Origin of the sequence: Tsukamurella pseudospumae (assembly GCF_001575205.1) — a bacterium.
In the GTDB taxonomy this organism is placed as follows: Bacteria; Actinomycetota; Actinomycetes; order Mycobacteriales; family Mycobacteriaceae; genus Tsukamurella; species Tsukamurella pseudospumae.
The window spans coordinates 260,209-280,508 of sequence record NZ_LSRE01000012.1 but is presented as its reverse complement, the minus strand read 5'-3'; the positions used below and the strand labels follow the sequence as shown (position 1 = coordinate 280,508).

Sequence of the window (20,300 nt, the reverse complement as noted above, 5' to 3'; positions counted from 1 at the left end):
CGAGCGTGGTTGGGTGAGTGCATGACGGAACGGATCACGGAGTTCACCAGGTCGGGACTGGTCTTCCCGGTCGTCGACAGCGGACCGATCGACGGGGAGATCGTCGTTCTGCTGCACGGCTTCCCGCAGACGCCCACGTCCTGGGCGGCCGTATCGGAGCACCTGCACGCGCGGGGGTACCGCACCGTCGTCCCGTGGCAGCGCGGGTACGCGCGCACGGCGACCCCGCCCCGGCGCTGGCAGTACCGCAGCTCCGAGCTGGCGGCGGACATCGCCGCGCTGCTGGAGCGCACCGGTCCGGCGCACCTGGTCGGGCACGACTGGGGCGCGTCGACGGCCTGGCTGACCGCGTCGTCGTACCCGCACCTCGTGCGCACGCTGACCGCTGTCTCGGTGCCGCACCCGCTCGCCTTCCTGCGGGCCTTCCTCCGCTCGGACCAGGCCCTGAAGTCGTACTACATGTACCTCTTCCAGGTCCCGTTCGTCCCGGAGTTCCTGGCCCGACGGTTCCCGTCCCGGTTCGAGGCCTTCCTCCGCGCGAGCGGGATGCCGGGCCCGGCGATCGGCACCGTCGTCGACGAGGTGCTGACGCCCGGGCTCCTGGGCGGCGGCCTGAACTACTACCGCGGCATGCCCTTCACCGCGGTGAAGCCGGGCGAGGGCACGCGGATCGGCTGCCCCGTGACCTACGTCTGGAGCACCGACGACATCGCGCTCAGCCGCGCCGGTGCGGAGCTCGCCGGTGAGTACGTGGACGGGCCGTACCGGTTCGTCGTGCTCGACGGGGTGAGTCACTGGATCCCCGATGAGCGGCCGGAGCAGCTCGCGGGGCTCATCGCGGACAACGCCGCGCACGTGTGACGAGTCGGTGACGGGCGGCACGCGGATCTCGACGCGCCGCCCGGTGCCGGTCACGATGGATCCATGCGCGTACTCCTCACCGGCGCCGCCGGGTTCATCGGCTCGCACATCTCCGACCTGCTCGACGCGGGCGGCGAGCACGAGGTCGTCGGCATCGACACGATGCTCCCCCAGGCGCACGACACGGACGCGACCCCCGACGGCGTGCGGCGGCTCGACCTCCTCGACGCGCAGGGTCTCGACGACGCGCTGCGCGGCGTGGACGTCGTCTGTCATCAGGCCGCCGCGGTCGGCGCCGGTGTCGACGCCGCGGACGCGCCGCTGTTCGCCGCCAACAACGACCTGGGCACGGCCGAGCTGCTCGCCGCGATGGCCCGGGTCGGCTGCCGCCGCCTGGTGTTGGCCTCGTCGATGGTCGTGTACGGCGACGGTGCCTTCGTCGACGCGGACGGGCGGCCCGCGACGCCGCTGCCGCGCACCGTCGACGACCTGCGGGCCGGACGATTCGAGCGGATCCTGCCCGACGGCGCCGTCGCGCGGTGGGCCCCGACGAGGGAGGAGGCGCCGATCGCCCCGAACGGTCTGTACGCGGCTTCCAAAGCGGCGCAGGAGTTCTACGCCGCGGCGTGGACGCGGGCGACCGGCGGCTCGGTGATCGCGCTGCGCTATCACAACGTCTACGGCCCGCGGATGCCGCGAGACACCCCGTACGCGGGGGTGGCGTCGATCTTCCGCTCCGCGCTGGCCGCCCGGCGCGCACCGCGCGTCTTCGAGGACGGCCGGCAGACCCGGGACTTCGTGCACGTGCGCGACGTGGCCCGGGCCAACCTCCTGGCGCTGCACGCCGAGCCGCGGGAAGCCTTCCGAACGTACAACGTGTGCTCGGGCGTCCCGGTCACGATCGGAGAGGTCGCGCGGATCCTGGCCCGCGACACCGCCGACGCCCCCGAACCCGTGGTGACGGGCGAGTTCCGCGCCCCCGACGTTCGGCACATCGTGGCCGACCCCGCCCGCGCCGCGGCGGAACTCGGATTCACGGCGGCGATCGGGCCCGAGCGGGGCCTGGCCGAGTTCGCTACCGCTCCTCTGCGCTGAGCCCGCCCGGTAGCCGCACCTCGAACCGGGCGCCGCGCCGCAGGTTCGCCGCGACGACGGTGCCCCCGTGCACGTCCACGAGGCCCCGCGCGATGGCCAGTCCCATCCCGGTGCCCGCCGGGAGGCCGTCGGTGTTCACGGGCGACCGGTGCGCGGTACCACGGTAGGCGAGGTCGAAGATCCGCTCCAGGTCGACGTCGGCGATGCCGGTACCCGTGTCGTCCACGCGGAGCACCACCTCGTCTCCGTCGCGGCGAACGGCGATCGTCACCGTGCCGCCCGCCGGCGTGTGGGCGAGGGCGTTGAGCACGAGATTGCGCAGGATCCGGGCGAGCGCCGATACCCCGACGGGCGCCGGGACCGGCTCGGGCGCATCGAGTTCCAGTGTCACCTGCGCCCGCGCCGCGACCTGCGCCAGGCCCGCGCGGACCTCGTCCGCGACCTCCCGCACGTCGATCGTCTCGAGGTCCAGAGCGAGCGCACCGGAATGGATCCGGGACATCTCGAACAGGTCGTCCACCATGGCCGAGAGCCGCACGGTCTCCCGGTCGATCCGGTCCGCGAACTCGGTCACGTCGTCGGGGTCGGTGACCACCGCGTCGCGGAGTGCCTCCGACATGGCACGGATCCCGGCGAGCGGCGTCCGCAGGTCGTGGCTCACCCACGCGACGAGTTCGCGGCGCGAAGCCTCGGCCGCCCGCTCCTGTTGGCGGATCTGCCGCTCCCACACCGTGCGTCGGGCCTGGAACCGTCCGAGCGCGACCGCCGCCGGCACCGCGACCACGAGCACGGCGCCGAGCACCGTCACGGTGCGGGTGAAGTCGGCGGTGAACATGAACCCGCTGACCCCGATCACGCCGGACAGCACGGCGAGCACCGGGATCAGCACGAGGATCACCATCGACATCTGCAGCGACATGCGCCGCGCTCGCCACAGTACGAGCGCCCCCGCGAGCACCACCGGCGCCGACCACAGCAACGCGAGCAGCGCGATCTTCAGCACCTCAGGCATCGTCGTCCTCCTCACCGGCGCCCCAGCGGTATCCGCGGCCCCACACCGTCTCGATCCGGTGCTCCTCGCCGAGCTTGGCGCGCAGACGTTTCACGTGGACCGTCACCGTCGACATGTCGCCGAACTGCCACCCCCAGACCTGCTCCAGCAGGTCCTCGCGGCTGAACACCTCGCCGGGGTGGGCGAGGAAATGCGCGAGGAGGTCGAACTCGCGACGCGTCGTCGACACGACTCTGCCGTGCACCGTCGCGACACACGCCGCGGTGTCGACGGTGACCGCGCCCTCGCTGACCGCGGCCGTCGGTTCCCGGTGCGCGCGGCGCAGTACCGACGCGACGCGCAGCGCCAGCTCACGGGGGCTGAAGGGCTTGGTGACGTAGTCGTCGGCGCCCGCGGCGAGGCCCGTCACCCGGTCGTCCTCCTCCCCGAGCGCGGTGAGCAGGATCAGGGGCAGGTCCGACGGTGCGCCGGCCTCCCCACCGCGCACCCGGCGGCACAGCTCGATGCCGTCCGGGCCGGGCATCATCACGTCGAGCACCGCGAGGCGCACCCGGCCGGCGGCGAGGTGCTCGGCGGCCGCGGCACCGTCGGCGACGACGGACGTGAGCAGGCCGTCCCGCTCGAGATAGCGGCGCACGACGTCGCTGACCAGCGGGTCGTCGTCGGCGATGAGCACGTACCGTTCGTCGTTCACGCCCTGCTCCCTCCATCCTTCACTGGTAGATCAGCACCGTGTGGGCCACGAGCAGCGCGCCCACCGCCTGGGCCGCGAGCCAGGCCCGCGCGGTCGCGTCACCCCTTCCGTACCAGAGCATTCCCGCTCCGGCCGCGATCCACACGGTGAACGGCAACCAGATCCGCTCGACCTCCGCCTTGCTGAGCGCGGACAGGTCCGCGGCGAGCACCATCAGCGCGGCGCCCGCGACGAGGCCGATGAGTGCCGCCGGGGTCCCCAGCAGGGGGCGGCGGATGTGCCTCAGCAACCCCGGCACCCGGCCGATCGCGGCGGCGCCCGCGACGCCGAACGCGCACGCCGCGGCGGCGAGGTTCGCCCAGCCCCAGTAGACGAAGGGCCGGAAGGAGGCGATGCCCTGGTAGTAGCGCAGCACCACGCCGTGGTAGCCGTCCAGCCACCAGAAGCCGGCGAGCGCGAACAGCCCGACCACCGCCAGGGCCGCGGGGACCGCGGTGAACAGCGGGCGGGGGTTCCGGGCGATGAGCAGCACCGTCACCGCCATCAGGCCCATGAGGACCAGGCCGTAGTTGAGGAAGACCGACCACCCCAGGATCAGGCCCGCGAGCACGCCGAAGGCCGCCGCGCGCCGGCCGCGGGAGACCGCCGCGACCGCCAGCGCCGCGATCCCCCAGGCGGCCGTGCCGGCGAAGTAGGCGTCGCCCGACGGTGCTAGCCACAGCGCGCCCGGGAACAGGGCCAGGAAGGGCGCGCTGCACCGGGCGATCTCCTCCGTGCCCAGCGTGCGGACCGTGAGCAGGACCGCCGCCGCGGCCGAGGCGCCCGCGGCCGTGCAGAACAGTGCGGCCCAGGTGCCGCCGCCCAGGCCGATCCGGTCCAGCCCGACGAAGGTCAGCAGCGCCCCCGGCGGGTGACCCGAGACGTGCACCGTCCACGAGTCGGGCTGGTAGTCGGGGATGCGGCGGGCGAAGTCCCGGACGGCCGCCCCGACGTGCGCGCTCGCCCCGGGCACCTCGTGCAGGTACTGGTCGTAGCCGCTCAGCTTGGTCGCGAGGCGCTGCCACCCCGCGATGGTGCCCAGGCTCAGCGCCCATGCGAACAGCACCACCGAGGAGAGCGCGACGAGCCGGCCGAAGGGCAGGCGGCGGGCCAGCGCGGGGCCCCACAGTACGACCGCGAACGCGATGACCAGGGCGGGCACGGTGCCGGGACCGGTGTGCAGGCGGAACTTCCCGAACAGCGGCGCGGACTCCGCGACCAGGCGCATGCGGAACCCGACGTCGAACAGGTGCGGGACGATCATCGCCGCCGCGACGAGCAGCACCGCGCCCGCGGCCCACGCCAGGTCGCCGCGAGCAGGACCGCGGGACGTGCGACACGCGGCACCGCTGGACGCGACCGGTTCACTCGGCATGGCATCGACGGTATCGACGCAACCGCGCCACCGACAGCCCGAACGGCATGTGACGGCGCACCGTCACACTTTCGTCATCGCGAACGCCTGGCCCGGACGGCACGTCCTTCCTAGCGTGAAAGACATGACAGACATCGAGCCGGACACGGTCACCGTCGTGATCCCGTGCCGCGACGAGGCCTCGTCGATCGGACCTGTGATCGCTTCCCTCCCTGCCGGTTTCATCGCTCTGGTGGTCGACAACGGCTCCACCGACGGGACCGCCGAGGTGGCGCGTCGGGCGGGCGCCGAGGTGATCGTCGAGCCGCGTCCCGGATACGGCAGCGCCGTCCACGCCGGGGTCAGCGCGGCGCGCTCGGCGCTCGTCTGCACCGTCGACGGTGACGGCTCGATGGACCCCCGCGAGCTCCCGTCCCTGGTCGCCGCGGTGCGCGCGGGCGCGGACCTCGCCGTCGGGCGGCGCCGCCCCGCCTCCCCCGGCGTCTGGCCGTGGCACGCCCGGATGGGGTCGGCGCTCGTCGCCGCGCGTCTGCGCCGGAGGTACGGGCTGCCCCTGCACGACATCGGCCCGATGCGCGCCGTGCGCCGCGACGCCGTGCTGGGACTCGGCGTCGAGGATCGTCGCTCGGGCTACCCCGTCGAACTGCTCGCGCGCGCCGGCGCGGCCGGCTGGCGAGTGGTCGAGCGGCCGGTCCGCTACGGCCCCCGCACGGGTGGGCGCTCCAAGGTCTCCGGGTCGGTGCGCGGCACGGTCCGAGCCACCGTCGACTTCCTGCGGGCGGCGCGATGAGCACCGTGCTGGTGGTCGCCAAGGCGCCCGTCCCCGGACTGGTCAAGACCCGACTGACCTGCACGTACAGTGCTGATGACGCGGCCCGACTGGCCGCCGCCGCGCTCCGCGACACCGTGACCGCGGCGCTCGCCGTGCCCGGCGCCCGGTGCGCGGTGGCGCTCGGCGGGAGGCTCGAGGACGCCGTCGACGGTGCCGGACTGCGCGAGCTGCTCGTCCGCTGTGAGGTCTTCGGGCAGACGGAGGGCGGGCTCGCCGAGCGGCTGATCGCGGCGCACCACCGCGCCGCCGAGCTCGGCGACGGTCCCGTCCTGCAGATCGGCATGGACACCCCGCAGGTCCGGCCCGACCTGCTGGCGCTCGGCCTCGAAGCATCCCGACGGTCCGCCGCACTCGGCCCCGCCGAGGACGGCGGGTGGTGGGCGCTCGGCGTGCCGGAGGGTGCGGCGGACCGTCTGGCCTGTCTGCTGGACGTCCCGATGTCGACCGCATCGACGGGCTCGTCCACCCGGCGGGCGCTCGCCGACGCCGGGCTCGACCCGCGCGAACTGCCCGAGCTGCGCGACGTGGATCGGCCCGACGACGTCCGTGCGGTGGCCGCCGCATGCGCACCGGACTCGTGGTTCCGCCGAACTGCGGAAACCCTTCTCCCCGAGCGGGAGCGGAGCGCGTGACCGCGGCGCACTGGGACGCCGTGATGGCGGGCCGCGACGGCGAGCTGCAGACCGCCGGAGGCGAGGTGCGGCGGCTGCCCGTCGCGCGCTGGCTCGGGCACGAGCACGCCGACGAGTCGCTCCTCACCGTCGTGCTCGACTGGTGCCACGGCCCGACGGTGGACCTGGGCTGCGGCCCCGGCCGCATCGTCGACCTGCTGCTTCGACGGGGCATTCCCGCACTGGGCGTGGATGATTCACCGCATGCCGTACGTCTCACCCGGGAGCGAGGTGCCGCCGCGTTGCGGCGCGACGTGTTCGCCCCGCTCCCCGGCGAAGGACGCTGGTCGCACGCGATCCTGCTCGACGGCAACATCGGCATCGGCGGTGACCCCGCACGACTACTGCGCCGCGCGGCCTCACTGGTGGAACCCGGCGGCACCGTCGTCGTGGAGGTCGAGCCCGCGACCCGCGGCGTACTCCGGGAGGCGATCCGCGTGCGGGCAGCGGGCGGCACGTCCGTCTGGTTCCCCTGGGCGCGTGTGGGATCCGACGCTCTCGACGATCTCGCCGCCACCGCGGGGTTGCGGCTCGCGCGGTGGCTGGACCACTCCGGCCGACGGTGCGCGGAGCTGGTCCGGTGACCGCACCGTCGCCCACCGGCCCGCCCGCGCTCCGCCGCCCCGCGGTGGCGGCCCGGCTCGGCGCGATGCTCGGTGTGTGCATCATCGTGTGCTTCTCGACGGGGTTGTTCAGTCACTGGCTGCAGCACCCGCCCTCGTGGTTCGTGGAGCCGCGCTCGCCGATCTGGGTCTACCAGCTCACGCAGGGCGTGCACATCACATCGGGTGTGGCCGCGATCCCGCTGGTGCTGCTGAAACTGGCGGCCGTTTACCCGAAGTTGTTCGAGCGACCCATCATCGGGTCGCTGCCGCGGCTCCTCGAGCGCATCGCGACCTTCGCATTGGTGGCGTCGATGCTCTTCCAGCTGTTCACCGGCCTCCTGAACATCGCGCAGTGGTACGCGTGGAAGTTCTTCTTCCCGACGGCGCACTACGCGACGGCCTTCGTGGTGCTCGGCGCGGTCTCGATCCACCTCGCGATCAAGCTGCCGCTGGTGATCGCGGCATTCCGGCGCGGCAGCATGGAGGCGGCGTGGGTGCCCGGCGTGTCCCGGCGCACCGTCCTCACCGCCGGATTCGCCGCCGCCGGGCTGGCGGTGGTCACCGTCGGGAGCCAGTCGATCCCGGGGCTGCACCGGCTGGGCGTGCTCGCGCCGCGGTCCGGTCGAGGGCCGCAGAGCATGCCGGTCAATCGTACCGCCGCGGCCGCCGGCGTGGTGGAACACGTTCGCTCGCCGGACTTCCGGCTCATGCTCGACGGCCCGCGGAAGGTCGAGCTCACGCTCGCCGAGCTGCGGGCCCTCCCGCAGCACACCGTCCGGCTGCCCATCGCCTGCGTGGAGGGCTGGACGCAGTACGCCTGGTGGACCGGGGTGCGCGTCGCGGACCTCGCCGCGCTCGCCGGCCTCGACGGTGCCGACCTGCGGTTCGCGTCGAGGGAGCTGGGGCTGTACGCCCAATCGACGATGGCGTCCGCGAAGGTGCGCGACGAGACCTCGTTGCTCGCACTGCAGCTCAACGGCGAGGTCCTCGACCTCGACCACGGCTACCCGTGCCGGCTGATCGCCGCGGCGCGGCCCGGCGTGCATCAGACCAAGTGGGTGTCGAGGATCGGAGCGGCATGACGGAGGTGGGCACGGAACCGTCGGGCACGGGACGCGCAGGGACAGCGGTGACGGTACTGCGGGCCCTGCTCGTTGCGGCGGGCGTGGGCCTGATCGTCTACGGCGCACTGCGATTGACGGACCTGCCGCCGCGCGACCTGCTGTCTGCGGCGCTGTGGGCGGTCGCGATCCTCGTCGCGCACGACGGGGTGTTCGCGCCGCTGTGCCTGCTCGCCGGGCACGCCGCACTGCGGGTGCTGCCGCCCGCGTGGTGGCCGGGGGCGCTGTGCGGCGCGCTGGCCGCGGCGACGGTGTCGGCACTCGCCGCCGCCGTGGCGCTGCCACGCCCACCCGGGAAGGGCGCGCTGAACCCGACGGTGCTGGACCAGCCCTACGGGGTGGCGACGATCGCGCTGCTCGTCGCGATCGCGCTGGCCGTCGTGCTGTCCGGGGTGGTGCGGACGGTCAGAGGATCTTCTGCATGAGCACCAGGTCCATCCAGCGACCGAACTTGTAGCCCACCTGCGGCATCTGGCCCGTGACCCGGAAGCCGAGCTTGCGGTGCAGAGCGACCGAGGCGTGGTTCGACTCCTCGATCGCCGCGACGACGACGTGCACGTCGGACTGCTCGGCGCGCTCGATGAGCGCCTTCATCAGGGCCTCGGCGATGCCGCGCCGGTAGAAGCCGTCCGCCACGTACACCGAGTTCTCGACGGTGTGCTTGTACCCGCTCTTCGCGCGGAAGGGTCCGTACGAGGCGTATCCGCCCAGCTCACCGTCAACGATGGCGACGAGGACGGGGAACCCGGCGCCCCGGCGCGCGGACAGCCACGCCTCGCGCTCGGCGAGGTCGGCCTTCTCCTCGGTCCAGATCGCCGTCGAGTTCTCCACGGCGTCGTTGTGGATGACGAGGATCGCCGGCAGGTCGGACGGTTGCGCGTCGCGGATCTCCATGGGGTTCAGCTTATTGCTCGGCGACGAAGATGCAGAACGGGTGGCCGTCGAGGTCGGCGTAGACGCGGAGCGCCTCGACCGGATCGTCGAACCGGTCCTCGACGAGGGTGCCGCCCAACTCCAGGACCCGGCGGTGGTGCTCCTGCATCTCGTCGCGGTCGCGGACCGCGAGGTCGAGGTGCAGCTGCTGCGGCACGTCCATCGCGGGCCAGGTGGAGCGGGCGAAGGCGGGCACCGTCTGGAACGCGAGCAGGCGCCGACCGTCGGGCCCGGTCAGGACGAGGAAATCGTCGTCCGGGACGCCCTCGCGCGGCTCGTCGCCAGGGACATAGGCCAGGTCGAGGAGCTCACGGTAGAACTCCGCGGACCGTCGGGCGTCCGCGGCGTCGAGGACCACTTGCCGGAAGCGGGGAGGTGCCATGGATTCCAGCGTAGGCCGTGGCCGGCGCGGACAGGGCACTACCGACGGCGCGGGGACCGATGCCGGTGCACGTCGATCCGGCCGCACTGTCGTCGTGACCGTGACGGCCACCGTCGGCGACGGCTGACCGTGACGGTCAGGATGACAGGGGCCGCGGGACGCCCCCACGTCCCCCGAGCGGTGTGGAGCGCACCGGCGTAGGGCGAGACGTCAGTCCGCGACGATGCGGGGCAGCTCGGAAGCCTTCGCGGTGAACGCCGGATCGCGCTTCTCCAGGAAGGCCGCCACGCCCTCCTTGCCGTCGCCGATCGAGGTGTAGTACATGCCGAGCGAATCCATCAGGTGCTGGTCCAGCGGCTTCGCGGCGCCCAGGCCCCGGTAGATCAGCTGCTTGTTGATCGCGACGCCCGCGGCGGAGCGGCCCTTCACCCACGAGCGGGCGAGCTCCTGCGCGGCGGGGACGAGCTCGTCGGGCTCGTGGAGGCTGCGGACCAGACGACCCTCGCGGGCCTGCTCGGCGGTGAGGATGTCGGCGGAGTAGACCCACTCGAGGGCCTGCGCGGGGCCGACGATGCGCGGCAGGAACCAGCTCGAGCACGCCTCCATGACGATGCCGAGGCGGCCGAAGACGAAGCCGATGCGGGCCTTGGTCGAGGCCAGGCGGGTGTCCATCGCCAGCGTCATGGTCGCGCCGATGCCGACAGCCGGGCCGTTGATCGCGGCGATGACCGGCTTGGGCAGCGAGTGGATCGCGAGCGTGAGCTTGCCGCCGGTGTCGCGGACGCCGGTGTTGTAGGGCTCCTCGTCGTAGTGCGCGGCGAACTCCTCGGGCGTCGGCCGGACCGACTCGTCGAGGCCGAAGACATTGCCCTCTCCGGTGAGGTCCATCCCGGCGCAGAAGGCACGGCCGGCGCCGGTGACGACGACGGCGCGGATCTCGTCACTGTGGGCGTGCACCTCGAAGAACTCGGTCAGCTCGCGGGCCATCGTCACGCTGAAGGCGTTGAGCTGATCCGGGCGGTCCAGCACCAGCGTGGCGATGCCGTCGTCGTCGATGGTCCAGCTGATGGTCTCGAAGGAGTCACTCATGCTGGTCACGATATGCTGTGTGCCGTCGGCCTCAGGGCCACGCCTCCCTAGCTCAGTGGTAGAGCACCGCTCTTGTAAAGCGAAGGTCGTCGGTTCAATCCCGACGGGGGGCTCCAGGTCAGAGGCGGTTTCGACCCCCGCGAAGCCGCCTCAGCCGAGGGTTAGTGCCTCAGATTGCCTCAACTGGTCGCAAACTCTGCCCCGCCGCCTTCAGGGCGTCGTCCTGGCTGTGCACGTACGTGGCCAGCGTGAATGCCGCGCTCGCGTGTCCCAGCCACGCCGAGATCACCGCGATGGGCACGCCCTGGAGGTGCATGAGCGTGCCGCAGGTGTGCCGCGCGTCGTGGAGGCGCACGCGGTCGATCTTCAGCTTCTTCAGCATCCGGTCCCAGGCGTCCGAGATCCAGGTGGGGTCGTACGGCCGCCCAGCTTCGTCACAGGCCACGTACTCCCCGCCCGCGTACGCCGGGCCCAACGCCACCTTCTCGGCCCGCTGAGCGCGACGTGCAGCCTTCAGCGCCTTCACCACGTCCGGCGGCATCGGCAGGGTGCGGCGCGAACGCTTCGATTTCGGGGTCTCGACCACGACGCCGAGGTCCGGGCCCGCGTACACCCGCGCCTCGGAGATCGTCACCGTGCCGGCCTTCAGGTCGACGTTCTCCCACCGCAGACCCGCGATCTCGCCCCGCCTCAGCCCGTACAGGGCCAAAGTCCACAGGTGCCGCTCCCGGCACTGGTGATCGAGTACGCGCAGCATCTCCGCCTCGGTCAGCGTCCGGTACTCGGCGGCATCGTCGACCGCGATGCGCTCGACCAACGCCGCGACGTTGCGCACGACGTTGCCCTGCTTCAGCTCGGAGTCGATGACCTGCTCGAGCACGCGGAGCATCTTGTTCACCGTCCTGGCCTTGAACGCCCGTCTGCGCCCCTCGACTTCCCCAGCCCGGAGGTCGGTGACCAGCGAGTCCAAGTCGTCCTTGGTGAGTGCCTGCAGCCGCGTCGAGCCGTACCGGTCCCGGACGGGCTGCAGCGCTGTCGCGTAGCCGGTCCGTGTGGTCGCCTTCAGGTTGTGGCGGGATTCCAGCCACGCCTTGCACGCTTGCTCGACGGTGCGCTTGGAGACCGCGACGTAGGTGCCGGCCTGCATCGCGCCCAGCGTCTCGGAGTGGAAGGCCCGTGCCTCCCGCTCGGTGGTGAACGACCGGTTGACCTGGTGGCGTTCACCGGCCGCGTCGACGGGGTTGAGCTTCACCCGCCACCGGTCCTCCAGCTTCCCGGTGCGCCGGTTCGCGACCGCCACCTTCGTGATGCCCCGCGGGAGCTGCTGCCTAGCCATCGGTCGCCTCGACGAGCGAGGATTCCAGCGCGTAGCCCTTAGGTCCCGACACCCAACTCTCCCGCAGCTCCGCTAGATCGCGTTCTCGTTCCTTGAGGAGATCGTGAATCTGCTCCTGCCGTCTCATAGTGTCGCGCACGCGGTCCGGCTCAGACTTCCCGCTCAGCTTCCCTAGGAGACTGGTCGTAAGATCCAGATCCGTCCTCAGCCTGTCCACTTCGAAGGCTGTCGTGACGTAAGCGTGGGCCGCATAATTCGGTGGCACAGGGCCGCTCGCGAAGTGCGAACCGGTAGCCCACAGGGCGGCGCTGATCCCCGGCCACTCAACCCCGGGATACAACTGGACGGGCGTGTCATCAAGGTCGGGGTACACGAGGACCAGCGGCGACACCCCTAGTGCCACTGCAAGTATCGAGATCTCGGCAATGTCGGTGCGACCTCCGCGGATGTTGTTCTCAATCTTCGAGATGGTCACCCGTGGAATCCTGTAACCCAGCTCATCGGTGCGCTTTGACAGTTGCTCGGCGGTGAGCCCTTGTGCGATCCGCGCTCGCTTCACGCCGACTCCTAGTCGGGCGCCGATCTGGTCGCCCCACGTCTCAGCCTTGCCTTCAGTTTTGTTCGCCACAGGCACATTCTGTCACAACTCTCCATGATCGTGCTGGCGCTAGCGAACACGCCCGTGCTACCGTTCAAACGCGAACAAACACCAGATAGATTCCATCATCTGTTCGCCATAGGAACATGGGGTAGGTATGAATGACTGGAAGGGCGTGAGCGGTCAGCTCGGCGGCGTGAGCCGATCGACCGTGTTCGCGCTATGGAAGAGCGGCGAGTTGGCCTCGGTGACGATCCGTTCCCGCCGGTTCAGCACTGACAAGCAGATCGCGGACTATGTGGCACGGCTTGAGGCGGCGGCGTAGATGACCCTGCCCACCACCTCCGTCCGAGACGGAGAGACCGCGGTGAAGCCTGCCCGCAACCGTGAGCGCGCACACCAGATCCTTGACCGCGCTGGCATCACCTGGTCGCAGTCGCAGATCACACGGGCCGTGCGGGCGTACGAGCTGAAGGCTGAGCCGGCGGGGCAAGCGCTCGAGGTCTACCTGCGCGCCTTGCTCATCGAACGCGGGATGCAGCACGCCGCAGCCCGCATCCCCCGTGAGGACCGGGCCCGCGCGACCGTCCACACCGACATCACCGGTGAGACAGCGACCTGGCACTCACACCTCGCCGCACTCGCCCAGGAGGAACCGTGAACAGACCCCAGGAATCCCACTGCGACCTCGGACTCGTCGAGGACGACCACACCGAAGACCTCCGCAAGACGCGGAATGCCCCGGATCACCAGCTTGCAGGCACGAGATCCGAGGCAACCGACCACACCCCACCTAAGGAGCCGATCATGACCAAGTCTACCGCCACCACCCAGACCTCCCCGTGGATCGTCCGCGAGAAGGGCGTCGACACCGAGTGGCTGGCCGACGAGGTGGTCACCGTCGACGGCGACTCCGACACCGGTTGGGTCGAGTTCATCGCCGTCGCCGACCGCGACTGGGGACCGGAGATCGTGACTGAGCTGTGGATCACTCCGCAGCACGGCGCCACCATCAAAATCGGCCACCAGCCTCACCAGTGGCACGCGGCCCTGGACGCGATGACGAAGGTGGTCACCGCGCTCGACGCCGCCTACGCCGAGAAGGACGCTTGACCGGTAGCACCCAGGCCGCCCCCGACCGTGGGGGGCGGTCGGGGGCGTTCAAGTTCAACTGGCTCAAGCAGGTGACCCGGACGCCAGGACTCACGGCCACCCAGCTGTACGCGGCCACCGAGGCATTCAACAAGGCCGACGAGCACGGGCGGGACATCTTCCTGGGGTACGAGTCGCTGGCCGCGACCACCGGCATGGGGAAGACCAGTGCGCGCCTCGCGCTCAAGTCGCTTGTCGACCTCGGTCTACTGCGTCGTACCGCCCGCGGCGGTCGGTCAGGTGATGGCCGCAAGTGGGCATCCGCCTACGAGCTGACGTTCTCGATAAGCATGAGTGCCACTCAGGCTAACCGTGACGCACCCGCCACCGACAGCCCACTGACGGTTGATCCTGTGGAGGAATCCGCCTCAACCGTCAGTGGGCTACCTGTTGAGACCGATGTCAACCGTCAGTCCAGCGTTCCTCAACCGTCAGATCCACACGCCTCAACCGTCAGTGGGCTGCTACCCAATAAACCCGCTCCAATAAATCCGCTACCAATAGATCCGCTCGCTGGGGGCGTTGCGTTAGTAGACACGGGCGCGAGCGCGCGCGAGACCACCGCGATCCGACCCGCCAGCATCTTCGTCGAGAAGAACCAACCCTTCATCCCCGAGGACAAGAAGACCACCGCCCCCCGCTACGCGGAGTGGCAACACCTCCTCCGCCGAGACCTCATCGTCGAACTCGAAGACATCGCGCAACAGATCGTCGACGAGAACAACCTCGCCGGCCTCACCGACCTCGCCGACGACGCCGTGCGGAGCACAGTCGACTGGCTACTCACCGCATACAGCGAATCCACCAGGCCCCAAACCCGCAACGGGATCCACATCTGGTTGATGGAAATCAGGCCTGAGCCCGACGTACCGCTCTTCCAATCCGTGCTCTCCACCCTCCACCGCCGAGCCTCATGAAAGCGCACACCATGACCGAGCACATCCAACTCCCCCACGGGCTCACCGCCACGTACATCACCCACGCCGCGGCAGACGCAGCTGATGGAGAAGACCGTGATGGCCAAGACCGTCAGCCGTCCCTCTTCGGCGACGACTACCTGCCAACCAAACCCCAGCGAGACGGAGACTGCACATGACGGCGAGGCCGTGCATCAGCTGCGGTGACATCATCAACACCGGCACCAGGTGCACATCCTGCACGCCCGCCGAGACCGGACGCGACAAGACCAGCGCCCACTGGAACACCAGCAGGTGGAAGAACCTCTCCAGGCGTCTCCGCGCCGCACAGCCCTTCTGCGACATCTGCGCCGGCACCGCGCACCCACAGGTGGATCATCTGCTCCCCGTCGCCGACTTCCCTGAGCTGACGTACGAGACAGCCAACCTCCGCGTCCTCTGCCGCACCTGCAACGGGCGGCGCGGTGCCAACTACACGGTCGCTGACGCCGAACTCGTCCTGAGTCGCCTTCTAAGCGAGCAAGCACGCACACGCAAGGTCAAGTACCGAAAGCTCATTCCAGTCGCTCAGCGAGCCGTGCAGGCGGCAGGAACAGTGGGGAGGGTGCCCCCCAAGCGCCACGCTCCGCCCGTGGGCAAGGCGCAGAGACCGTTATACACCCCCGGGGGGTATGCGTGAAGGCCGGTCCGAAGGCCGCGGTGGACGCCACAGCGCTCCCGTTTCGCCCCAGGTCGACGGTGGAGTCCGAGCGGTTCCTCGCGTTCGCCGACAAGTTCCTGCGGGTGCCGAAGGGCACCGGCGCGAAGGGGAAGCTGAATCTGCGGGACTGGCAGGTCGACGTCGCCGAGGATGTCCTCGACTCCGGCGCGCGGACTGTCGGCATCATGTTCCCCCGCGGGCAGGGCAAGACGACCCTGAACGCGGCGATCGCGCTCTATCGATTCTTCACCGGTGGTGAGGGCGCAAACGTGGTGGTGGTCGCCGTGGACGAGCGGCAGGCCGGTCTGGCGTTCAACGCTGCTCGGCGCATGGTGGAGCTAAATGAGGATCTGTCGTCGCGGTGCCAGGTGTTCAAGGACAAGCTGGTGATCCCGACGACGGACTCGGTGTTCTCTTGCCTGCCCGCATCGCCGGCCGCTCTCGAGGGTCTGGACTATGTGCTGGCTCTGGTCGACGAGGCGGGTGTGGTGAACCGTGATGTCTTCGAGGTGGTGCAGCTCGCCCAGGGCAAGCGCGAGAAGTCCGTCCTGGTGGCGATCGGTACTCCGGGCCCGAACCTCGACGACCAGGTGCTGCTGTCGCTGCGGGACTACCACCGCGACAACCCCGACGACCGGACGCTGCTGTTCCGCGAGTTCTCCGCCGCCGGGTTCGAGCATCACCCGGTGGATTGCACGCACTGTTGGGAGCTGGCGAATCCCGCGTTGGATGACTTTCTGCATCGGGATGCTCTGGTGGCGCTGCTGCCGCCGAAGACGCGTGAGGCGACGTTCCGGCGTGCCCGGCTGTGTCAGCTTGCCACCGACACCGAGGGCTCGTTCCTGCCTGAGGGTGTGTGGGCGGACCTGTCCACCGGTGCGGCGATCCCACTCGGCTCGGACGTAATCGTAAGTCTCGATGGAAGTTTCAGTGACGACACCACGGCGCTGCTGCTCGCCACCGTCGACGAGGCGCCGCACCTGGACGTGCTCGGCGTGTGGGAGCGGCCGGCTGGTGACGACTCCTATCGGGTGCCGATCGCGGAGGTGGAGGACCGGATCCGGCGGGCGTGCAAGGACTACAAGGTTCTCGAGATCGTGGCGGATCCGTTCCGTTGGACCCGGACGCTGCAGGTGCTCGAGGCGGAACGTCTGCCGGTGGTCGAGTTCCCGCACTCCCCGTCACGTCTGACTGCGGCGACGACGGACCTGTACTCCGCGTGCGTGAACGGCAACCTGTCGCACTCCGGTGACGAACGCCTCGCCGCGCACATCGCCGCGGCGGTGGTCGCGGAGGACGCCCGCGGCTATCGGCTCGCGAAGCGGTCCCGCTCGAGGACCGCCAAGAAGATCGACCTCGCGGCGTGCGCCGTGATGGCCCACTCGCGCGCTACCTGGCGCGCGACCAACAAGCCACGGCGCCGAACGGTCGCCGTAGGGAGGTACTGAACATGACCGACACTCTGACCACTCTGCTGCAGGCCGTCGATGCCCCCGCCGGCCAGTACGCCCGCCTCGACCGGCAGTACGCCGGCAACACCCCGCTGTCCTACCTTGCACCCGAGGCCGCAGCGCTGCTCGGTGACCGTCTGCGGCGCGTCCGCGCGAACATCCCACGCGTGCTGGTCGACTCACTCGTTGAACGCTTGCGCGTCACCGGATTCACCGGAGCCGACGTCTGGGGCGATTGGCTGCGCAACGATCTGGACCAGTTCGCGCCAGTCGCTCACCGTGAGGCGCTGGTGCTCGGCGGGGCCTACGGCCTGGTGTGGGCCGACGCCACCGGCAGGCCTTCCGTGTCCATCGAGTCCGCGCACCAGATGGCCGCGCTGACCGACCCGGCATCCCGTCGCATCACCGCCGCCGTCAAGCGCTGGGAGACCACCACGACGACCGAAGCGACTCTGTTCCTGGCCGACCGCGTGCAGCGCTACCGGGCCAACAGCACCGGAGCGACGACCGCCGGATTCAAGCTCATCGACGAGTTCGACAACCCCCTCGGCGTGCCTCCCGTGGTCAGGTTCACCAACGCCGGCCGCCTGCTCGACACCGACGGTGTGAGCGAGATGGAGGACGTCATCGACCTCTCCGACGCGCTGGTCAAGCTGCTCACCGACATGCTCATCGCCTCGGAAACGTCCGCGCGCCCACGCCGGTACGCCACCGGAATCGAACTCGCCGAGGACGAGGACGGCAACGCTGTCTCGCCGTTCACCGAGGGCACCATGATGCTGCTGTCCGAGGAGAAGGAGGCGAAGTTCGGTGTTCTGCCCGGTTCGGACCTCGGCGGCTACGAGAACGCAATCGGCGTCATCATGCGGCAAATCTCCGCAGTGTCCGGGCTGCCCGAGCACATGCTCGGAATCGGCGGCGACAACCCGACCAGCGCCGACAGCATCCGAGCGTCCGAAGCAGCGCTGACCGCCCGCGCCGAGAGCAAGCAGGCACTGTTCGGGCGGACGTGGGAGGAACTTACACGCCTGATTGTCGGTGTCCGTGACGGTGCCGATCCTCGGTCGGTCGACGTGCGGGTGCAGTGGGCCGACCCCGCCACCCGCTCCGAGGCCCAGGAGGCCGACGCCGTCACCAAGCTATTCAGCGTGGGCCTGCTGCCGGCGAGCTACGCCCTCAAGAAGCTGGGCTATACCGACGCGGAAGTCGACGAGATCCACGCCGCCCGGGCCCGCGACAACATCGCCAATGCGGACGTCTCGCAGTTGTTCGGTGGCGCGGCATGACCCCGGACGAGCTTGCCGAGCAGTTCGAGTTGTACGTCGACCAGCTCGGCGACAAGCTCTCCGTCGCACTCATCGCCGCGTACGAGCAGTGGCGGGCCGGCACGCTCACCACCGCGGAGTTCGAGCAGGTGTTCATCCAGATGGTCGGCACGATGAATGCCTACGCCCGCACCGGCGCGGACTGGCTCGGCAGCATCTACCTGGCGTCCACGCCGAAAGGCACGACGCTGGTCACCGTCGCGAGTGAGACCGCGCGCCTCGCCGACGCCGCGGCCACCCTCGTCGCGCTGCTCGACACCGCCGACGACCTGAAGACCCAGCTCGACCGGATCGGCCACAACGAGCCCACCGAAGCCGCTCAGCAGCAACTCGTCCACACCTACCGTGGGCACGGTGCCCACGGTTACCGTCGCCGACTCAACGCCGGTGCATGCGAGCTGTGCACATGGCTCGTCAAGGCCCACCTCGACCCCGAGGGCATCGGATACGTCTACCCGACAGGGAAGTCGTTCCACCGCCACACCGGGTGCCGATGCACACCAGTCCCCGCAACCCGAATCGAAAGGACAGCAGCATGACCGAACAGCAGACCACCACCGAGGAAACCCTCCAGCAGACGGAGGGTCAGGATGGGGTAGACCAGACCGACCCCACCGAAGGGGGTACGCCAGACGAACACCCTTCAGACGAGCAGCCCAACGGCGACACGTTCCCGCGCACCTACGTCGAGCAGCTTCGGCAGGAGAACGGCAAATACCGGCAGGACGCCCGCGACGCTGCCGCGCGCGCCGACGGCCTGGCTCAGCGGCTGCACACCGCGCTGGTGGCCGCTACCGGAAAGCTGGCAGATCCCACCGATTTGCCGTTCGACACCGCCCACCTGGAGGACGATGGGGTGCGCCTCGCGCAGGCCATCGACGACCTCCTCAGCAGCAAGCCCCATCTCGCAGCCCGGAAGGTCAGCGGCGACGTGGGCCAGGGCCGCAACAGTCCCTCCAGCTTCTCCCTGCTGGACGCAATGAAAGGAATCCGATGAGCGACTTCACCGATAAGCAAGCCGAGGCGGCCAACGCCATTCTTGACGCCATCATCAAGAAGGCGCCAAGCGGCAACAGCCTGGATGGCCTCGCGCAGGCCTACGCGCTCGTCTCCCAGCACCCGCCCAAGAGCGGTGAAGGGCGCTCGGGCCGCGCAGTAACAGGTTAGGTACCCCAGGAGGGTATACACTGAAGGGGTCGCATCTGGAATGCGGCCCCTTCAGCGTCCTGGCGGCGCGGGTGAACATCTCCCCGAATCTGCCCCAGGAGGCGACCATGACCACCCAGACCACCGCAACATTCCCCACTCTCCAGCAGACCGAGATCCAGAACTTCCTCGTAACCCCGGTGGAATCCGCGAGCGTCTTCCTCGCATCGGGCCCGAAGATCATCGACACCAACGGGCCGATCCGCATCCCCCGCCTCGCATCCGGCGCGACCGTAGGCTTCGTCGCCGAGGGCGCACAGATCCCCGAGAGCGGCGTCGGCTTCGACGAGGTGTCCATGCTCCCGAGCACCCTCAAGAGCCTGAAGGTCATCTCCCGCGTCACCTCCGAGGTGCTCCGCAGCTCCGCGGTCAGCCTCGACGGGATCCTCAAGCAGCGCCTCGTCTCCGACACCGCCACCGCCCTCGACAACGCGCTGTTCACCGGCACCGGCACCTCCAACACCATCAAGGGCCTCCTCGCACAGAGCGGCGTCGCGACCGGCACCCTTGACGCCACCGAGCCCGACTCCCTGCTCGACGGAATCGGCATCGCCCGCGCGAACGAGGTTAAGCCCAATCGATGGTTCCTCAGCCCCGCGGACTACCTGTCCATCAGGAAGATCAAGGACACCGCGGGACGCTACATCCTGCAGCCGGACCTGACCGCTGTCGGTCAGGAAGTCCTGTTCGGTGTGCCGGTCACCGTCACGAGTCGCATCCCCACCGGCAAGGCAGCTCTCGCCGACATGTCGCTCGTGGCGGTCGCACGTGACGTGGCCCCGTCGGTCACCATCGACAGCTCGCGCTACTTCGACACCGACGAGGTGGCCCTGCGCGTCGTCGCCCGCTACGACCTCGCGCTGCTGCAGCCCAAGGCCGTGACCATCCTGACCGCGACCCCGTAGT

At 70.0% G+C, this 20,300-nt stretch carries 27 protein-coding genes and 1 tRNA gene; 20 read left to right on the top strand and 8 right to left on the bottom strand.

Going from position 1 to position 20,300, the window contains the following annotated elements; genetic code table 11:
- Positions 1-21 precede the first annotated feature (21 nt).
- On the top strand, positions 22-861 hold the full coding sequence (locus tag AXK61_RS10180; protein ID WP_068745139.1) for an alpha/beta fold hydrolase: 840 nt from the start codon (positions 22-24) through the stop codon (positions 859-861).
- Positions 862-924: 63 nt separating this feature from the next.
- Positions 925-1,956 carry an NAD-dependent epimerase/dehydratase family protein gene (locus tag AXK61_RS10175; protein WP_068745137.1) on the top strand — a complete coding sequence of 344 codons (1,032 nt, stop codon included), beginning with the start codon at positions 925-927 and terminating at the stop codon, positions 1,954-1,956.
- On the opposite strand, the gene AXK61_RS10170 is transcribed toward AXK61_RS10175, so the two are convergent.
- Genes AXK61_RS10170 through AXK61_RS10160 form a run of 3 tightly spaced genes read right to left on the bottom strand, consistent with a single transcriptional unit; the run spans position 1,937 to position 5,076 of the window.
- A complete protein-coding gene (locus AXK61_RS10170; RefSeq protein ID WP_068745135.1) occupies positions 1,937-2,968 on the bottom strand; it encodes a sensor histidine kinase in 1,032 nt (343 codons plus the stop codon). The two genes, AXK61_RS10175 and AXK61_RS10170, sit on opposite strands and share 20 nt — an antisense overlap.
- Positions 2,961-3,662, bottom strand: a complete 702-nt coding sequence (locus AXK61_RS10165) for a response regulator transcription factor (protein ID WP_231855500.1) — start codon at positions 3,660-3,662, stop codon at positions 2,961-2,963. Before AXK61_RS10165 ends, AXK61_RS10170 begins: the two co-directional genes overlap by 8 nt.
- A gap of 19 nt (positions 3,663-3,681) precedes the next feature.
- Positions 3,682-5,076, bottom strand: coding sequence for a hypothetical protein (locus AXK61_RS10160; RefSeq protein ID WP_231855499.1), 1,395 nt, complete (start codon positions 5,074-5,076; stop codon positions 3,682-3,684).
- Between the two features lie 124 nt (positions 5,077-5,200).
- On the opposite strand from AXK61_RS10160, the gene AXK61_RS10155 reads away from it, so the two are divergent.
- From AXK61_RS10155 to AXK61_RS10135, 5 genes are read left to right on the top strand one after another with little or no spacing between them, the layout of a single operon-like run.
- The gene (locus AXK61_RS10155; RefSeq protein ID WP_068570949.1) at positions 5,201-5,866 is read left to right on the top strand and encodes a glycosyltransferase family 2 protein; all 666 of its coding nucleotides are present in this window, start codon (positions 5,201-5,203) and stop codon (positions 5,864-5,866) included.
- Positions 5,863-6,540 (top strand): TIGR04282 family arsenosugar biosynthesis glycosyltransferase, encoded by a 678-nt coding sequence (locus AXK61_RS10150; protein WP_068570948.1) that lies wholly within the window; start codon positions 5,863-5,865, stop codon positions 6,538-6,540. Before AXK61_RS10155 ends, AXK61_RS10150 begins: the two co-directional genes overlap by 4 nt.
- Positions 6,537-7,163: a class I SAM-dependent methyltransferase gene (locus tag AXK61_RS10145; protein WP_231855498.1), complete on the top strand. Its 627-nt coding sequence runs from the start codon at positions 6,537-6,539 to the stop codon at positions 7,161-7,163. Before AXK61_RS10150 ends, AXK61_RS10145 begins: the two co-directional genes overlap by 4 nt.
- On the top strand, positions 7,160-8,266 hold the full coding sequence (locus AXK61_RS10140) for a molybdopterin-dependent oxidoreductase (RefSeq protein ID WP_068745133.1): 1,107 nt from the start codon (positions 7,160-7,162) through the stop codon (positions 8,264-8,266). The genes AXK61_RS10145 and AXK61_RS10140 overlap by 4 nt, the downstream gene beginning before the upstream one ends.
- Positions 8,263-8,730, top strand: coding sequence for a hypothetical protein (locus AXK61_RS10135; protein ID WP_068745131.1), 468 nt, complete (start codon positions 8,263-8,265; stop codon positions 8,728-8,730). Before AXK61_RS10140 ends, AXK61_RS10135 begins: the two co-directional genes overlap by 4 nt.
- Here AXK61_RS10135 and AXK61_RS10130 read toward each other — a convergent pair.
- Positions 8,711-9,199 carry a GNAT family N-acetyltransferase gene (locus tag AXK61_RS10130; RefSeq protein ID WP_068745129.1) on the bottom strand — a complete coding sequence of 163 codons (489 nt, stop codon included), beginning with the start codon at positions 9,197-9,199 and terminating at the stop codon, positions 8,711-8,713. The two genes, AXK61_RS10135 and AXK61_RS10130, sit on opposite strands and share 20 nt — an antisense overlap.
- Before the next feature lie 10 nt (positions 9,200-9,209).
- On the bottom strand, positions 9,210-9,620 hold the full coding sequence (locus tag AXK61_RS10125; protein WP_068570944.1) for a VOC family protein: 411 nt from the start codon (positions 9,618-9,620) through the stop codon (positions 9,210-9,212).
- Here AXK61_RS10125 and AXK61_RS25885 point away from each other — a divergent pair.
- The gene (locus AXK61_RS25885; RefSeq protein ID WP_269451161.1) at positions 9,619-9,747 is read left to right on the top strand and encodes a hypothetical protein; all 129 of its coding nucleotides are present in this window, start codon (positions 9,619-9,621) and stop codon (positions 9,745-9,747) included. The two genes, AXK61_RS10125 and AXK61_RS25885, sit on opposite strands and share 2 nt — an antisense overlap.
- 83 nt (positions 9,748-9,830) lie before the next feature.
- Here AXK61_RS25885 and AXK61_RS10120 read toward each other — a convergent pair whose 3' ends face one another.
- The gene (locus AXK61_RS10120; RefSeq protein WP_068745127.1) at positions 9,831-10,709 is read right to left on the bottom strand and encodes a crotonase/enoyl-CoA hydratase family protein; all 879 of its coding nucleotides are present in this window, start codon (positions 10,707-10,709) and stop codon (positions 9,831-9,833) included.
- 41 nt (positions 10,710-10,750) lie between these two features.
- Here AXK61_RS10120 and AXK61_RS10115 point away from each other — a divergent pair.
- Positions 10,751-10,825 (top strand) — tRNA-Thr (locus AXK61_RS10115).
- A gap of 53 nt (positions 10,826-10,878) precedes the next feature.
- Here the strand turns inward: AXK61_RS10115 and AXK61_RS10110 are convergent.
- Both AXK61_RS10110 and AXK61_RS10105 read right to left on the bottom strand, forming a co-directional pair.
- A complete protein-coding gene (locus tag AXK61_RS10110) occupies positions 10,879-12,045 on the bottom strand; it encodes a tyrosine-type recombinase/integrase (RefSeq protein WP_068745125.1) in 1,167 nt (388 codons plus the stop codon).
- The gene (locus AXK61_RS10105) at positions 12,038-12,673 is read right to left on the bottom strand and encodes a helix-turn-helix domain-containing protein (RefSeq protein ID WP_175399978.1); all 636 of its coding nucleotides are present in this window, start codon (positions 12,671-12,673) and stop codon (positions 12,038-12,040) included. Before AXK61_RS10105 ends, AXK61_RS10110 begins: the two co-directional genes overlap by 8 nt.
- A gap of 127 nt (positions 12,674-12,800) precedes the next feature.
- Between AXK61_RS10105 and AXK61_RS25355 the strand changes: the two genes are divergently transcribed.
- The 11 genes from AXK61_RS25355 to AXK61_RS10060 all read left to right on the top strand — a co-directional run bounded on the left by AXK61_RS25355 (position 12,801) and on the right by AXK61_RS10060 (position 20,299).
- Complete coding sequence (locus AXK61_RS25355) at positions 12,801-12,968, top strand: hypothetical protein (protein WP_197466787.1); 168 nt, start codon at positions 12,801-12,803, stop codon at positions 12,966-12,968.
- Positions 12,969-13,304, top strand: coding sequence for a hypothetical protein (locus tag AXK61_RS10100; RefSeq protein WP_068745123.1), 336 nt, complete (start codon positions 12,969-12,971; stop codon positions 13,302-13,304). It abuts the gene before it with no gap.
- 146 nt (positions 13,305-13,450) lie between these two features.
- Positions 13,451-13,756 carry a hypothetical protein gene (locus AXK61_RS10095; protein ID WP_068745121.1) on the top strand — a complete coding sequence of 102 codons (306 nt, stop codon included), beginning with the start codon at positions 13,451-13,453 and terminating at the stop codon, positions 13,754-13,756.
- Positions 13,753-14,712: a hypothetical protein gene (locus tag AXK61_RS10090; RefSeq protein ID WP_068745119.1), complete on the top strand. Its 960-nt coding sequence runs from the start codon at positions 13,753-13,755 to the stop codon at positions 14,710-14,712. The genes AXK61_RS10095 and AXK61_RS10090 overlap by 4 nt, the downstream gene beginning before the upstream one ends.
- Before the next feature lie 175 nt (positions 14,713-14,887).
- Positions 14,888-15,391: an HNH endonuclease gene (locus AXK61_RS26045; protein ID WP_082789295.1), complete on the top strand. Its 504-nt coding sequence runs from the start codon at positions 14,888-14,890 to the stop codon at positions 15,389-15,391.
- A complete protein-coding gene (locus tag AXK61_RS10080) occupies positions 15,388-16,860 on the top strand; it encodes a terminase large subunit domain-containing protein (RefSeq protein WP_068745116.1) in 1,473 nt (490 codons plus the stop codon). Before AXK61_RS26045 ends, AXK61_RS10080 begins: the two co-directional genes overlap by 4 nt.
- 2 nt (positions 16,861-16,862) lie before the next feature.
- Positions 16,863-18,149, top strand: a complete 1,287-nt coding sequence (locus AXK61_RS10075; RefSeq protein ID WP_068745114.1) for a phage portal protein — start codon at positions 16,863-16,865, stop codon at positions 18,147-18,149.
- Positions 18,146-18,727, top strand: coding sequence for a hypothetical protein (locus AXK61_RS10070; RefSeq protein ID WP_068745112.1), 582 nt, complete (start codon positions 18,146-18,148; stop codon positions 18,725-18,727). Before AXK61_RS10075 ends, AXK61_RS10070 begins: the two co-directional genes overlap by 4 nt.
- Positions 18,724-19,185 (top strand): hypothetical protein, encoded by a 462-nt coding sequence (locus AXK61_RS10065; protein WP_068745110.1) that lies wholly within the window; start codon positions 18,724-18,726, stop codon positions 19,183-19,185. The genes AXK61_RS10070 and AXK61_RS10065 overlap by 4 nt, the downstream gene beginning before the upstream one ends.
- On the top strand, positions 19,182-19,355 hold the full coding sequence (locus tag AXK61_RS24920; RefSeq protein ID WP_156485628.1) for a hypothetical protein: 174 nt from the start codon (positions 19,182-19,184) through the stop codon (positions 19,353-19,355). The genes AXK61_RS10065 and AXK61_RS24920 overlap by 4 nt, the downstream gene beginning before the upstream one ends.
- Before the next feature lie 71 nt (positions 19,356-19,426).
- Positions 19,427-20,299, top strand: coding sequence for a phage major capsid protein (locus AXK61_RS10060; RefSeq protein WP_331710554.1), 873 nt, complete (start codon positions 19,427-19,429; stop codon positions 20,297-20,299).
- Position 20,300: the final 1 nt, after the last annotated feature.

What these genes read in the sequence shown, in the direction of transcription:
- AXK61_RS10150 (WP_068570948.1), top strand. Translation starts at nt 5,863, where the DNA reads ATGAGCACCGTGCTGGTGGTCGCCAAGGCGCCCGTCCCCGGACTGGTC.
- AXK61_RS24920 (WP_156485628.1), top strand. Translation starts at nt 19,182, where the DNA reads ATGAGCGACTTCACCGATAAGCAAGCCGAGGCGGCCAACGCCATTCTT.
- AXK61_RS26045 (WP_082789295.1), top strand. Translation starts at nt 14,888, where the DNA reads ATGACGGCGAGGCCGTGCATCAGCTGCGGTGACATCATCAACACCGGC.
- AXK61_RS10065 (WP_068745110.1), top strand. Translation starts at nt 18,724, where the DNA reads ATGACCGAACAGCAGACCACCACCGAGGAAACCCTCCAGCAGACGGAG.
- AXK61_RS25355 (WP_197466787.1), top strand. Translation starts at nt 12,801, where the DNA reads ATGAATGACTGGAAGGGCGTGAGCGGTCAGCTCGGCGGCGTGAGCCGA.
- AXK61_RS10180 (WP_068745139.1), top strand. Translation starts at nt 22, where the DNA reads ATGACGGAACGGATCACGGAGTTCACCAGGTCGGGACTGGTCTTCCCG.
- AXK61_RS10110 (WP_068745125.1), bottom strand. Translation starts at nt 12,045, where the DNA reads ATGGCTAGGCAGCAGCTCCCGCGGGGCATCACGAAGGTGGCGGTCGCG.
- AXK61_RS10125 (WP_068570944.1), bottom strand. Translation starts at nt 9,620, where the DNA reads ATGGCACCTCCCCGCTTCCGGCAAGTGGTCCTCGACGCCGCGGACGCC.
- AXK61_RS10095 (WP_068745121.1), top strand. Translation starts at nt 13,451, where the DNA reads ATGACCAAGTCTACCGCCACCACCCAGACCTCCCCGTGGATCGTCCGC.
- AXK61_RS10160 (WP_231855499.1), bottom strand. Translation starts at nt 5,076, where the DNA reads ATGCCGAGTGAACCGGTCGCGTCCAGCGGTGCCGCGTGTCGCACGTCC.
- AXK61_RS10100 (WP_068745123.1), top strand. Translation starts at nt 12,969, where the DNA reads ATGACCCTGCCCACCACCTCCGTCCGAGACGGAGAGACCGCGGTGAAG.
- AXK61_RS10070 (WP_068745112.1), top strand. Translation starts at nt 18,146, where the DNA reads ATGACCCCGGACGAGCTTGCCGAGCAGTTCGAGTTGTACGTCGACCAG.
- AXK61_RS10075 (WP_068745114.1), top strand. Translation starts at nt 16,863, where the DNA reads ATGACCGACACTCTGACCACTCTGCTGCAGGCCGTCGATGCCCCCGCC.
- AXK61_RS10155 (WP_068570949.1), top strand. Translation starts at nt 5,201, where the DNA reads ATGACAGACATCGAGCCGGACACGGTCACCGTCGTGATCCCGTGCCGC.
- AXK61_RS10175 (WP_068745137.1), top strand. Translation starts at nt 925, where the DNA reads ATGCGCGTACTCCTCACCGGCGCCGCCGGGTTCATCGGCTCGCACATC.
- AXK61_RS10120 (WP_068745127.1), bottom strand. Translation starts at nt 10,709, where the DNA reads ATGAGTGACTCCTTCGAGACCATCAGCTGGACCATCGACGACGACGGC.
- AXK61_RS10135 (WP_068745131.1), top strand. Translation starts at nt 8,263, where the DNA reads ATGACGGAGGTGGGCACGGAACCGTCGGGCACGGGACGCGCAGGGACA.
- AXK61_RS10170 (WP_068745135.1), bottom strand. Translation starts at nt 2,968, where the DNA reads ATGCCTGAGGTGCTGAAGATCGCGCTGCTCGCGTTGCTGTGGTCGGCG.
- AXK61_RS10130 (WP_068745129.1), bottom strand. Translation starts at nt 9,199, where the DNA reads ATGGAGATCCGCGACGCGCAACCGTCCGACCTGCCGGCGATCCTCGTC.
- AXK61_RS25885 (WP_269451161.1), top strand. Translation starts at nt 9,619, where the DNA reads ATGGATTCCAGCGTAGGCCGTGGCCGGCGCGGACAGGGCACTACCGAC.